This is a genomic window from Sutcliffiella horikoshii (genome assembly GCF_008180725.1).
In the GTDB taxonomy this organism is placed as follows: Bacteria; Bacillota; Bacilli; order Bacillales; family Bacillaceae_I; genus Sutcliffiella_A; species Sutcliffiella_A horikoshii_B.
In genome coordinates, this window is sequence record NZ_VTEV01000003.1 from 285771 (window position 1) to 298375 (window position 12605).

Annotated in this window: 14 protein-coding genes; 1 reads left to right on the forward strand and 13 read right to left on the reverse strand. The window is 40.3% G+C overall.

What is annotated here, in order from left to right:
• Window positions 1-35 precede the first annotated feature (35 nt).
• Together FZC76_RS08345 and FZC76_RS08350 are read right to left on the reverse strand one after the other, a co-directional pair.
• A complete protein-coding gene (locus FZC76_RS08345) occupies window positions 36-881 on the reverse strand; it encodes a hypothetical protein (RefSeq protein ID WP_148987774.1) in 846 nt (281 codons plus the stop codon).
• Between the two features lie 14 nt (window positions 882-895).
• Entirely contained in the window at window positions 896-1405 is a 510-nt protein-coding gene (locus FZC76_RS08350) for a prepilin-type N-terminal cleavage/methylation domain-containing protein (RefSeq protein ID WP_148987775.1), read from the reverse strand.
• A 48-nt stretch (window positions 1406-1453) separates the two neighbouring features.
• Here FZC76_RS08350 and FZC76_RS08355 point away from each other — a divergent pair, with 48 nt between their 5' ends.
• Window positions 1454-2704, forward strand: coding sequence for a PulJ/GspJ family protein (locus tag FZC76_RS08355; protein ID WP_148987776.1), 1251 nt, complete (start codon window positions 1454-1456; stop codon window positions 2702-2704).
• Window positions 2705-2783: 79 nt separating this feature from the next.
• Here FZC76_RS08355 and minD read toward each other — a convergent pair whose 3' ends face one another.
• From minD to pilM, 11 genes are all read right to left on the reverse strand, one after another.
• The gene (gene minD, locus FZC76_RS08360) at window positions 2784-3584 is read right to left on the reverse strand and encodes a septum site-determining protein MinD (protein ID WP_148987777.1); all 801 of its coding nucleotides are present in this window, start codon (window positions 3582-3584) and stop codon (window positions 2784-2786) included.
• Window positions 3585-3587: 3 nt separating this feature from the next.
• On the reverse strand, window positions 3588-4307 hold the full coding sequence (gene minC, locus FZC76_RS08365; protein ID WP_148987778.1) for a septum site-determining protein MinC: 720 nt from the start codon (window positions 4305-4307) through the stop codon (window positions 3588-3590).
• A 527-nt stretch (window positions 4308-4834) separates the two neighbouring features.
• Window positions 4835-5359 (reverse strand): rod shape-determining protein MreD, encoded by a 525-nt coding sequence (gene mreD / locus FZC76_RS08370; RefSeq protein ID WP_148987779.1) that lies wholly within the window; start codon window positions 5357-5359, stop codon window positions 4835-4837.
• Window positions 5356-6237 (reverse strand): rod shape-determining protein MreC, encoded by an 882-nt coding sequence (mreC, locus tag FZC76_RS08375; protein ID WP_148987780.1) that lies wholly within the window; start codon window positions 6235-6237, stop codon window positions 5356-5358. Before mreC ends, mreD begins: the two co-directional genes overlap by 4 nt.
• Before the next feature lie 14 nt (window positions 6238-6251).
• Window positions 6252-7268: a rod shape-determining protein gene (locus FZC76_RS08380; RefSeq protein WP_010195904.1), complete on the reverse strand. Its 1017-nt coding sequence runs from the start codon at window positions 7266-7268 to the stop codon at window positions 6252-6254.
• A gap of 193 nt (window positions 7269-7461) precedes the next feature.
• The gene (gene radC, locus FZC76_RS08385; RefSeq protein ID WP_034774828.1) at window positions 7462-8133 is read right to left on the reverse strand and encodes a RadC family protein; all 672 of its coding nucleotides are present in this window, start codon (window positions 8131-8133) and stop codon (window positions 7462-7464) included.
• Window positions 8134-8205: 72 nt separating this feature from the next.
• Complete coding sequence (locus FZC76_RS08390) at window positions 8206-8763, reverse strand: Maf family protein (RefSeq protein WP_148987781.1); 558 nt, start codon at window positions 8761-8763, stop codon at window positions 8206-8208.
• A 186-nt stretch (window positions 8764-8949) separates the two neighbouring features.
• Window positions 8950-10071 carry a hypothetical protein gene (locus FZC76_RS08395; RefSeq protein ID WP_148987782.1) on the reverse strand — a complete coding sequence of 374 codons (1122 nt, stop codon included), beginning with the start codon at window positions 10069-10071 and terminating at the stop codon, window positions 8950-8952.
• Between the two features lie 165 nt (window positions 10072-10236).
• On the reverse strand, window positions 10237-10947 hold the full coding sequence (locus FZC76_RS08400) for a pilus assembly protein PilO (RefSeq protein ID WP_148987783.1): 711 nt from the start codon (window positions 10945-10947) through the stop codon (window positions 10237-10239).
• Window positions 10944-11597 carry a PilN domain-containing protein gene (locus tag FZC76_RS22965; protein WP_187441997.1) on the reverse strand — a complete coding sequence of 218 codons (654 nt, stop codon included), beginning with the start codon at window positions 11595-11597 and terminating at the stop codon, window positions 10944-10946. The genes FZC76_RS08400 and FZC76_RS22965 overlap by 4 nt, the downstream gene beginning before the upstream one ends.
• Window positions 11594-12577 (reverse strand): type IV pilus biogenesis protein PilM, encoded by a 984-nt coding sequence (pilM, locus tag FZC76_RS08415; protein ID WP_148987786.1) that lies wholly within the window; start codon window positions 12575-12577, stop codon window positions 11594-11596. Before pilM ends, FZC76_RS22965 begins: the two co-directional genes overlap by 4 nt.
• Window positions 12578-12605 lie beyond the last annotated feature (28 nt).

The window sequence follows — 12605 nt, forward strand, 5'->3', positions numbered from 1 at the left end:
TGCAAAAAGAAAAACTTTCCCTATGAAGAGAAAGTTTATTTGTATTCTTGTTTATTAACTTTTATACTGCCGTTGCCTTTTCTTGATGGTGGTTTATCAAATTGTACCGAGCCATCAATAATTATTTTTCCATTACCTCTTACAAAGACATTCTCATTAAAATGTATGGATCCGAATATATCTAAATTACCTTGACCTGCAATATCAACTGATTTCCTAAAAACGACGGATCCATCAATCTCAAGCGTAGCCTGACCAGTTATTTTTATCGGTTCATCAATAACAAAGCTGCCTTTTAGATAGCAATATGTTTTTCCTGATAGATGTATTTTTCCGTTTTTACTGTTGAGGTCTAAGCAACCTCTATCATTTCCACCAGAAGGAGGAGGGTTTTCTTCATTTTCTTCTTCTTCCCCACCCTCAGGTGATCCAGTATACTTTAAACGATAAGTTTCCACTTTGTCATCCATAGCATCATTAACAAAGGCTTCACTTTTATAATCTATCAAAATATAGTTGGTATCCTCAGGATCATATCTTACCTCATTTATATACCCCACTCGATACTTCATCGTTCCACTGTCTGTGCCTAATGGAATTAATTCTGCTTCATCTATCTTTTTTAACGCAGCCATAATCTCATCAGGACTCTTCGATGTAGTCATGCCGCCAGCTGTAATATTTTTCGCCACATCATTTCTAAAATAACGAATTCCCATCTCAGTTAGATTCTCAAGTTGCACATTTTCTTCTGTTTTTTGATTTTGAAGGGAACTGCTCATAACGCTGTTAATTAGCGGTGGAGCTATTAGTCCAATTACAACAATTGTAAGAAGAACAATCAGAATGGTATAGCCTTTATCATTCCTAAGTACATTCAACTTAAATCCCCCTTCTATTCAAACAGATTTACATATTGATAGGTCTCATAGATAAATCGATCTTGACTAGCATTATTCATAGATTGATATGTTTTAATATGTACCCGGTGCAGACTTAAATCAGTTTCCTCTGCCGATTGACATATGGTAACATATGAGTAGTAAGTCCTATTATTTTGGGTAAAGAAAAGTTTTGTTAAATCTGGAGGGTAGGTTTGCCATTCATCTTGAGGGTCTTGATCTGCAATGTATGATACTAAAGAATGAGGTTCCGCATCACACGAGTATGTATTGGCACTTAGAACTGATTCTATTGTACTACTTCCTTCGACATAATACAAAATTCTTTCTGAAATATTTACACCAACTAGATTATCCTCTTCTTTGACAGAAAAAAGCAATGCTTGTGAGAAAAAGCTTAAGAATGTTAAAATTATAATGCTTAATATGACAATAGATACCAATACCTCCAACAAAGTGAAACCACTGTCATTATTTATCTTTTCCCTAGTGAATTTCAACATAACCAACCTACTATTCTTTTTAAAATTTGTGGATAAAGTGGTGATAATATGAAAAAGTATGTTCAAAATGAACGTGGCCTAACGCTAATAGAGTTGCTTGCAACCATTGTAATTGGCGCGATAGTTATTGGCCTTGCAACAAGTGTGTTTGTTTCTGCCGCTAAGCAAAACAAAACGACCTATGAGCACAATGCCCTAAGACAAGAAGCTAATTTAATTATTACCAAATTGCGACAAATACATCAAGAGCCAGATTCAAATGAAGGGCCTTATTCCTATTCTTTGTGTTACGAATCTAATGAAAAGATATATTTAGACACTACTTTAACTAATTCTTTAGGAAATGAAAACTATAAATTTAAAAACGTAGAATTTATTAATGCAATTGAGAACCCTGACTCTTACAAAACAATAGATAGCACGAATGATTGTATAAATAGTGTAGATATTTATTCTCCACTCTTGGTGAAATTCACACTCGTAAACGAACATGGCCAAGAATTTAACATGAATACAGCTATTGCGAGGATTACACCTCTAGATGAAGTAATTAGGGAATGGGAGGAAAATGAAGAAGAAAATCAAGTTGAAGCTCCAAATCCAGGAGAACCACCTATGGAAGAGGTGGTATTCGAGGACATTGCAAACGATAATTTTAATCAATATATAAATATTGACAAACCTCAACACTGTCCGTGGAAGGATATTAACAAAAGTTTCAAGTTAAACAGCTCTCTTGATTTTAAACCTAACAACGGTAGTAAGTGCCGTGGTGCTGAGACTTTTTTAAAGAGCTTATATTTGAACGGACTTGTGGTTACATCAGGTGAATCATTAACCATAAAAGAGAGCTTCTTTAATGACGGAAAAACAGAGTTAAAAGAAAATTCAACACTTAATGTTTTGTCTAACGCAAGACTTTCGGGAGACCTCGATATCAAGGATGGAGCCTCCCTGATAGCGGGTAATAGATTGCAGGTCCAAAGAACCACCTTAGAAACAAACGCTGATATATATGTAGGTGATTCTGCAAAGTTTACAAGTGATCTAACGTTAAAAGACAAAACAGAACTTTATGTGGAAAACAACTTATTCGCTCAAAAGACAACAGTTGGAAATGGTGCCAGAATAATTGTAGGAAACTCTGCTATTTTTGAAAAACCTATTACACTGAATAACGGAAGCATATGTGTAGAAGGAAATGTTTCATTTGGGTTCAAGCCAGAACCGACCGTTGTCCAGGCTGACTCATGCGCAAACCCTTCTAAAAATAGTATTACTGTAGTGAAAAAGCTCTGAGGTAAGCCAGCTCTAATTCAGAGCTGGCTTTTTCATTATAAAAAACCGCCCCTAAAAAAGAGACGGCTTCATCATGTCCTTAGCGTACACCAAAGAACTTCTTAATTTTAAACATAACTCCCTTGTTTTCATCTTCAAGGGATTGAAGTGGTACGGATTCACCTAGGATTCGTCTAGCAATGTTGCGGTAGGCAATAGATGCTTTGCTAGTTGTATCCATGACGATCGGTTCGCCACTGTTGGAGGCACGAATGACACTGTCATCGTCTGCCACGATTCCGATAATATCGATTGCCAGGATGGATACAATTTCATCAACATCGAGCATTTCACCGTTCTTCACCATGTGGTTGCGGATACGGTTGACGACAAGCCTTGGTGGTTCCATGTTTTCTTCTTTTTCAAGCAGGCCGATAATACGGTCTGCGTCCCTAACAGAGGAAACTTCAGGTGTGGTCACGACAATTGCTCTGTCGGCGCCGGCAATGGCGTTTTGAAAGCCTTGTTCGATTCCTGCAGGACAGTCTATGATGATATAGTCATAGTCTTGTTTTAGCTCTGCCACCAGTTTCTTCATCTGTTCAGGTTTTACCGCCGACTTGTCACTCGTTTGTGCAGCCGGCAGAAGTTTTAAGCATTCAAATCGTTTATCATTAATTAAGGCCTGGTGCGTTTTGCAACGTCCTTCAATAACGTCCACCAGGTCATAGATAATACGGTTTTCAAGTCCCATGACAACATCGAGGTTTCTTAGCCCGATATCTGTATCTACTAAACATACTCTTTTTCCTTGCAAGGCAAGAGCCGTTCCTATATTTGCAGAAGTTGTTGTCTTGCCGACTCCACCTTTACCAGAAGTAATTACGATAGCCTCTCCCACTTGTTACATTCTCCTTTCAAGCCGTGTTAACATCGGTCTTAGTTGTGAAAGCAATTGTAAGCGGTCTATGACAATTTGATCTTGATCATTTATATAGGCGCACTCCATTTCACTGCTTCCTTCTAGTTGCTCACTTAAATCTGGAGCGCGGTTTATCGTGTTATCGATTGACAGCAATGTTGGCTTCATCAAGCTCGCTGCAATGACGGCATCTTTTTTTCCTTGAAGTCCTGCATACGCGCTGCCGCGCAATGCACCAAGTACAAAGATATTTCCGCCTGCCTTCACTGTTCCACCGGGATTCACATCGCCAATGAGTAGAAGGTCTCCCTCTACCTCAAGGACTTGTCCTGAACGGATCATCCGTGCAACGGGAACAATTTCTGATTCCTTTTTCCACTGAATGGCCTGTTCTTTTGTGACGACATTGCTTTCGATGTCTTCTACGATAAAATTTTTCTTGCTTCGTATTACATCTCGTAGTTTTTCTTGTTGCTTATTGGTTAGAAAACGATTCCCTACTTTTAAACGTACTCCTAGGAGAGGGGTTTCGTCTGGATTGCTATTCGACGTTAGTTTTGCTTCTATTTCAGCTAAAAGCTCTTGAAATGAGCATGTATCATCGAGATGCAGGGTTAGGCCCTCTTTTGTGCCCTTAATGGTTACATACTGTTGTTTTTGTCTATTCACGACGTTCACCTCAACAAGTATATAATTCGACATTGTCCTTCTATTTCCTTTTTCCTATACTCATAAAATAAAAAAAGATTGCTAGAATTAGTATGTAATGGAAAAGCCCGTCCCTTTTTATAGGGATTGGGCTTTTTTAGGAAACTCCTAAATTTATACGATTCCATTTTACTCCTGTAGATTTCCGTTCCAGGGGTTCGCTTTCCACGGGGCGGTGCTTGAGCCTCCTCGGCTTCTCCGAGGACACTGAAAAAGACTTTGATTTTAGAATTTCACTAAAACACCGCTGTTGATTTCCGCAAATAGCTTCGCTTTCCTAGGGGCACTGCTGGAGCCTCCTCGCCTGCGGGGTCTCCACCTAGCGCTAACTCCCTCAGGAGTCTTCCCCATTTGCTACAATCACCAGCTAGGAAACATAATAAACTTTACGTTATCGGTTTTTCAGTGGCTCGCTTCGCCTGTGGGGTCTCAAGTCTACCGCTACCTCCCTTAGGAGTCTCACCCCTTGCACACCAATCTACAGGGGAATCTTTTAAACTTTAATAGAATCACTTAAAAGATCAAGTCAACTCATCTTTCTGCTCGATTGCCAGGCGTTCCATAAACAGTTTGATTGGAAAGAGCAGGAGTAATGCGATGATGGCATTGAAGATGAGTGTTGGTACCATGCGCATGGATAGGAAGTCGGAATGTGTCAGTTCAGTGGTTCCGATTAGGGAGTGAATGCCAAATACAAGATGTTCGGTAATGGAGATGGACACCAGCACCATTAGGAAGGAGATCAAGTAGTTTGTATTCACAAATCGTAAGATACTAGACACGATATAGACGGATATTCCAAATGCAAACAGGTACACACCTAAAATTTCTGTGTAAACCACATCGTACAAAAAGCCAAAGAGCATCGCACAAATCAAACCTACATATGGGCTTGTATAAATGGCACACAAAACAATGACAATCAGCATAAACCTTGGCACAATAATCCATTCTTCATGAAAATTGTGCAAACCAAAGAAGTCGACACTCATGCTTTCCAGGATAAACAAGAAAAGAAGCAGGGCTGGTAAGACGTATTTTCTCACTCAGAGCCCCCCTCTTCAGATGCTTCCCCTGATTCTTCCTCGGAAATTAGTGTTCGCTTAACAATCATTACATGGTTGATGTCATAGAAATCAGCTGCCGGCTTCACATAAGCCATTTGCGTTAATCCATACTCATCTGCCACTACTTCTGTTACTTCCCCAATCATTAAACCTTCAGGGAATACACCACCAAGACCAGAGGATAGAACGGTTTCCCCTTCTTTTACTTCTGCTTGGTGAGGAATTCTTTTTAATAGCAGGGCACCTTTTTCTTCATCATATCCTTCAATCAATCCGAAGATATCTTCTTCCCCTTGTATGTATGCAGAGATTCGATTCTTAGGATCCAATGAACTCAACAATTGCACAGTGGAAGTGAAAGCATTTGCCTGCTTAATTTTACCGATTAGACCGCCTGATGTGATAACGGCCATATCTTTTTCCACGCCATTTTGCTTACCCTTATTCAAAGTAATTTGTTCGACCCACTGGTCTGGATTTCTGCCAATTACTGTGGCTGGTTTTGGTTCAAAATCGCTCAGTGAATCGAGCTCGCCGATTACTTCGCGGAATTCTTCATTTTCTTGTTCTAGCTTTTGGACTTTCGTTTCCAAGAGAGCATATTCTTCTAGTCTAGCACGGAGCACTTTATTCTCTTCATACGTATCCTTTAGATATCCTACATTATCAAAGAAACCCGCGACAACATGTGCGGGCCTATAAAAGATAGATTGAACAAAGCCTGTTGTGTCTTTTACAAACTGTTCAGGCCACGTCAAATCGTCCCGTTCTTTTAAAGAGAAACCAATCAATGCCACCAGAAAAATTAAGCTCACCAACAAAATAATCAACCTTTTATTGAGGAAAAATTGTGGCATGACTTAACACCTACTTAGCGATAATCTCTTGATTTCTTTTTAAACTCATCAATATAATCTAATGCTTTCCCTGTTCCGATAGCTACACAATCCAATGGGTTTTCAGCAATGATAACCGGCATTTTCGTTTCTTCACTGATCACTTTATCTAAGTTGCGAAGTAAAGCTCCGCCCCCAGTAAGAACGATTCCACGGTCCATAATATCAGACGCTAATTCTGGTGGAGTGCGCTCTAATGTCGCTTTTACAGAATCAACGATAGCCGTTACTGTATCTTTTAACGCTTCTCCCACTTCTTTAGCAGTGATTTCTACCGTTTTAGGTAGACCAGTCAATAGGTCGCGGCCACGGATATCCATTGGTTCAATGCCTTCTGGATCTCCTGCAGAACCAACTTCAAGCTTCAATGCTTCTGCTGTGCGCTCCCCGATCATCAGGTTATAATTTTTGCGGATATACGCGATGATTGCATCATCCATTTCATCACCAGCAACACGGATGGATTGGCTGGTAACAATTCCACCTAGTGAAATGATGGCAACTTCTGTCGTACCGCCACCGATATCTACCACCATGCTTCCTGTTGGTTCCCAAACTGGAAGATTGGCACCAATTGCCGCTGCAAACGGCTCTTCGATTGGGTACGCGTCACGAGCTCCGGCTTGGCGAGTCGCATCAATTACCGCTCTTTCCTCTACCGCTGTAATTCCGGATGGTACACATACCATCACATATGGCTTGCGGGAAAAGGAGCTTTTGTTTTTTAACGCTTGTTTAATATAATATTTCATCATCGTTGCCGTTGTTTCGTAGTCCGCAATAACTCCGTCTTTCATCGGACGCAATGCGACAACATTCCCCGGCGTACGACCGATCATGTTCTTTGCGTCGTTTCCGACCGCAACAATGGATCTTGTGTCAGTTTGAAGCGCCACAACCGACGGCTCACGCACAACGATCCCTTTTCCTTTAATAAAAACTAATGTATTGGCTGTTCCCAAGTCAATACCAAGATCTCTCGTTCCAAACATATAAGTGTATCTCCCTTTCTGATACTAATGCGTAATAGTGGTAAATGAAAAGTGATAAAAAGGACGAAGCATGCCCATATATTTTCATTAACATGTGGATAACGTTTATTGTAGAAATTTGATGGATTAAGAAGGTTGTCCTTCCAAACTCATGAGTAATATTATAGCGTAGGATATGAAAAAAGCATAGTACTTACACATAGCCTTTTTCTTTCAAACTGATGAATTTCTGATCACCAATGATTAAATGGTCCAAAAGCTCTATGCCAATTAGCTTTCCGCATTCGCTGAGACGTTTCGTCACGTCTATGTCTTCACGACTAGGAGCTGGATCGCCGGATGGGTGATTATGGATACAAATGAAGGATGCCGCTGACCGTCTGAAAGCTTCCTTGAACACCTCGCGTGGATGGACGATGCTCGCATTTAAACTTCCGATGAACACAGTTTGCTGGTGAAGAACCTGATTTTTTGTATTCAAGTAAAGGCAGACAAAGTGTTCTTGTGATAAAAAGCGCATATCTTCCATGACAAAATTCGCTGCATCTTCAGGCGAACGGATAACATACCTGTCCTCATATTGCAGCCGGTGAATTCTTCTCCCAAGCTCCACCGCTGCCATTAATTGGACAGCCTTTACCTTCCCAATACCTTTTGTGTCCGTAATCTCTTCAATAGAAGCATCTTTTAACAATCTCAGCCCTTCAAAGTTCACCAACAACTTGTTAGCAAGCTGTAGAACCGATTCCTCTTTGGATCCTGTACGAAGCAAAATTGCAAGTAGCTCATGATTAGACAGACTTTTTGGTCCATCCTGAATCATTCTCTCTCTTGGCCGTTGATCTTCAGGGTAATCTTTAATCATCAGTGCTGTGGATTTAGTGGATTCCAATTCATTTTCCTCCTTAAGTAGATGGAGGGTCATGCAACGGTCTATTTATCGAAAACTTTTCAATTCACGAACCGTTCTTGAAAGCGGAAGCCCCACAATAGAAAAGTAATCTCCTTTAATTTCTTTTACAAAAAGAGCTCCTACTTCTTGAATACCGTAAGAACCTGCCTTATCCATCGGTTCTCCTGATTGAATATAGAAATTAATATCCTCATCCGTCAGTTCCCAAAACGTAACAGATGTCTTTTCATAAAAAGTTACATCTTTTTCCTTACTGAGAATAGCCACTCCACTGATGACATGGTGGGTGTTTCCACTTAATGTTCTTAAGGTAGCTCTTGCTTCTTCTTCACTTTCCGGTTTTCCAAGAACTTTATCACCAAGGACGACAATTGTATCAGAGCCGATCACAACGGCTTCTTGATTTTCTTGGAACACACTTTGGGCTTTTTGGTAGGCAAGAGTGGTGGCGATTTCTTCTGGTGTTAATTCTGGGTCAAATGTTTCTTCGATGTTGCTTACCTTCACTGTAAATGGGAGATGTACTTGTTGGAGAAGTTCCTTTCTTCTGGGGGATCCTGAGGCTAAAATAAGAGGTTTCATGTTTTATCACCTTCCGCAAATAGTTAGAAATTTCGAGAGATACAGGTTAATCCTAACACAAAGAAAGTCGTAGGAACAAATATCTTATAGCGTTTTATAAAGATTGTTTTTTGACCAGAAAAAAAGCCTCAAAATTTTGTTTTTGAGGCTTCCCTTATTCGTTAAACACTCCAATCCACTTATTATCTAATATAAAAACGCTGTGGCATCTAAGAGTTTTTGTTGGGCATTCCATAGGGTTTGGGCATCTTTAGAATCTTGGTAGGATTTTAGGTCTTGGTAGGCACCGTCAAGGGATGCTTTCCATCCTTTTGTTGCTTCTGACAGTTCAGCATCTTTAATGGCTGCCACTTTTTCAAAGGAAGCATTTAGACTTTCTGCTGTTGCGCTGTCTAGTGAGCCGCCTTGTAATAAAAGAGCTGTCGCCACCGTTAACTGATTGTACAGTGTCTGTCCCTCTTGCAGTAACTGCGTATCTTGTTGCGTAAGGGAGTCTATTGTTTTTTCTGATAAGGATATTTCTTTTGCAAAAGGTTCAAATCCTTTATCTAGGACTCCAGTTGCAATCTGTTTCATTCCATCTACACTGTGTCCTACCGCCATCAAGACAAAAGTTGGTTCAGACCCGACAGCAACTGCAGGTAAACCAGCAGCTTTCAGTCTGTCCATTTCTGCCTGTGTACCATCCTGAGTAAAAAAAGCACCCGCCTGGAGAACGGAAATATTTTGAGCAGGAATGGTAGCACTGCCATCCCCATTTACAGCTGCTGGAGTGTCTGTTGGTTCATTTGATCCTGTCGGAGCCGGGGCAGCTGTAGGCACTGAAGGATTGACTGGTGATTCTGACATGTTCATGACTCCTAAAATGAGAAAACCGAGACAGGTTCCAATTCCGATTGCCATACCAATGGAAACTAATAATTGTTTAGAGAAAGATGGAGGGACTAATTTTTTCTTTTTTCCAAACGGGGCTGGCCGCGCTTTCGATCCTTTTCCTTTTTCCTTGTTCAGCTGGCGGAGATCTTCAATATAAGAGGGCTTAGTTGAAGAATCTTTACTGTTATTTTTTGGTTTAGCTGGTGTTTCTTCTGGAAGGACCCACTCGAATTCTTCCTCTTTTTTCTCCGCTGCGGCTGCAGTCTCATCTACAATGATGATTGGCCTTTCTTCTTCCGGGAAATCATCTTTTACCGGAACATCCTTTTGCTCTGGCTGTACTTTCTCCTTATTGTGCTTGTTTTTCTTTTTACCATAGCCGTACGAGTTTTCTTTTCCGTTTATTTTTATTTTCACCTGGTGATTGTCCACTTTTCCCACCTCCGTGTACATTTGACAATTTTTGTCTTGGTCAGATTTGTTTCATCCTATCATAGGCCATAAAAAAAAGAACAAGACTTTTGTCGTCTTGTCCTAATTCTTTTCCGACACTTTCTTTGACGGACTTACTATTTCGACCATTTCCACGGAAATAATTTAATCATTGTCGATAAATGGATTAATTCGGTTAGCAGGTTCAGGGACTGATAAAGGAGGAAGTTCCTCCATTAGATCTTCCAACTCTGGATGATAAAAAGCTGAAAGCGTAACTGAATAAGTTAATGGTTGCAGTTCCTGATCTGTTGAAGTGACTTCCGGCTGACCAGTGAAACTTACCGATTCGATCTGTGTAATTCTAGTTAAACTTTCTAATGAACTTAGAAAGGTGGACAAATCTTCATATACTTCCGATTCAACGGACAAGTTGACCGTCACTTTCTTCAATCCTTCCGGAAGATATACCTCTTCTTCTACTGTCTCGTCCTCTTCATCATGCATCGTTTCATACTCTTCTAAGGTAGTAGAAGCAGGGACAAATTCCCCTTCTCCAAAAGACATATTTACAATGGTACTTTCTGATAATACTTCTGCTTTTTCCAATTCCAAAATAAGTTGTTCTAGAAAAGGAGTAACAGGAATTTTTCGTTGCAGCTCCACTGTTGTATTTCCATTTGCCTGTGCGGTTTCTTCTTGTTGTTCCAACACTTGAATAAGCTGCTCTTCAATTGCTTTTTCTTGTTGAAGTTGTTCAGCTCGTACTTCTTTTGGTGCATAGGATAAATAATAGAAGCCTGCAATTCCCAATACAATAAGGAGAACACAGGAGCTAAGAAGAACATAATGTTTGCGCTCTAATTCAATCATCATAGTCCTTCGCCTCCATCCTCGTCCGTTTCTGTATCAGTTTCAGTTTCCGTTCCATCTTCTGTTTCTTCCTCTTCTAATTCATCCATTGCTTGAAATGCAGTTTTGTCAAACCCGAGGGTATATTGACCAACATATCTAGGCAGTACATCGACCGATTCTTCATCGCCTACTTCAACGGTTGAAATAGAAGAAAGATCAATCGAGTGATATTGAGGAGACTCATTTAAATGATAGAGAAAATAGGCCGCGTCTCTTGACTCGTCGAACTGAACGGAAAGATTTAATAATCCTGTTTCATCATAAGAAAAGCTTTGTATAAATCCGCGTTCTGGTAGCAACCTGATCAAGTCCTGCATGACGGGCACCATTTCAAGCGGGTACTCTTCAGCCCAAGCTACCGTATCTTCTAGGCGCTGTGCGGAAGAAGAGTTTTGTGGACGGTTCATCGCCTCTTCTTTTGCAATTCTAAGTTGCTGAGTCATCTCTAAATCCTGTTCAGCGGTCTCCACATCATTATTCACCATATTAGAAAATGTAAAAAGAATGATTGCCACAAACAATAGGAAGAAGGCACAAATCCCATATACTAGAGGTGTGGTGATATTTCGTGATTTTCTCTTTGGTAATAAGTCGATATCAACTAGCATCATTGCACCTCTTTTAATGCCAACCCTAAGGAATAGTAATATTTTGGGTCAACCGTCTCTTGGTCTTGTGTATAAACATCCTGCTCAAACGTATCTACTTTTACAGAAATCTTTTCTCGGAGCTTTGACAATATTAACGGGAAGTTCGGATGATCGCCATGAAGGAGAATTCTGTTAATTTCTTCATTCCCTTGATTTAAGGAGTAACGGAAGAAGTTCATGATTCGCTCTACTTCGACGATGAAATCCTCTAAGAAGACATTAAATTGAACAATATCCCCGGCCCACTCCAGCTGCGTATTGGTAACCGATACTTCCCACACTTTCATGTCCTGAGGAAAAGCCACAGTGCGCATAAACACAGGAACATGGTTCACGAATATGCTTAGAGTAATACAGCTTACATCAAAATGAACGACTAACAAGTGATCCTGTTCATTGCGCTGACCAAATTCATAATAAAGGCGGTACAAACATAGGGCAGAAACATCCGCTGCGGCTGGTTTTAATTTACTTTCTTCCAGTAAGGTGGACATCTGAGTCACGACTTCTTCTGGGGAAGCAAAAAGGACAAGCTCCGTCTTTTCCGAACGATGAAGTACATGTACATCAAATACCGGATCCTCAAAAGGCAAGTGAATGGTGGAACCTAACTCCAAATACAAGTGACCAATAATCTCATCGTCCATAATGTTAGACGGGATGGTCAGTTTTCGTGTGACAACATATTGATCTGGAACGACAAAACGGACATGCTTCCGCTTCAGGCCCCAATCTTCCACACATTCCTCTAAAATCAGACGAAAAATATTTTCATCGACAATCTTTCCATCACGCACAATATTTGGCGGCAAAAATCGCTCATTTGTGCGTTTAACGGTGAGAGGATCCAAACTCTTCAACTCAACCATTCGAATAACATGGTCACGGATAATAATATTTATGAAGTTGTTTTGCTTTGGTTGCAGAAACGAAAATTCCATCCAGAAAGCTCCTTATGTAAGATGATTT

Coding starts and splice junctions, on each gene's coding strand:
- FZC76_RS08350 (WP_148987775.1), bottom strand. CDS start 1,405: ATGTTGAAATTCACTAGGGAAAAGATAAATAATGACAGTGGTTTCACT.
- FZC76_RS08355 (WP_148987776.1), top strand. CDS start 1,454: ATGAAAAAGTATGTTCAAAATGAACGTGGCCTAACGCTAATAGAGTTG.
- minC (WP_148987778.1), bottom strand. CDS start 4,307: ATGTCGAATTATATACTTGTTGAGGTGAACGTCGTGAATAGACAAAAA.
- mreC (WP_148987780.1), bottom strand. CDS start 6,237: ATGCCACAATTTTTCCTCAATAAAAGGTTGATTATTTTGTTGGTGAGC.
- FZC76_RS08380 (WP_010195904.1), bottom strand. CDS start 7,268: ATGTTTGGAACGAGAGATCTTGGTATTGACTTGGGAACAGCCAATACA.
- radC (WP_034774828.1), bottom strand. CDS start 8,133: ATGATTAAAGATTACCCTGAAGATCAACGGCCAAGAGAGAGAATGATT.
- FZC76_RS08390 (WP_148987781.1), bottom strand. CDS start 8,763: ATGAAACCTCTTATTTTAGCCTCAGGATCCCCCAGAAGAAAGGAACTT.
- FZC76_RS08400 (WP_148987783.1), bottom strand. CDS start 10,947: ATGATGATTGAATTAGAGCGCAAACATTATGTTCTTCTTAGCTCCTGT.
- FZC76_RS22965 (WP_187441997.1), bottom strand. CDS start 11,597: ATGATGCTAGTTGATATCGACTTATTACCAAAGAGAAAATCACGAAAT.
- pilM (WP_148987786.1), bottom strand. CDS start 12,577: ATGGAATTTTCGTTTCTGCAACCAAAGCAAAACAACTTCATAAATATT.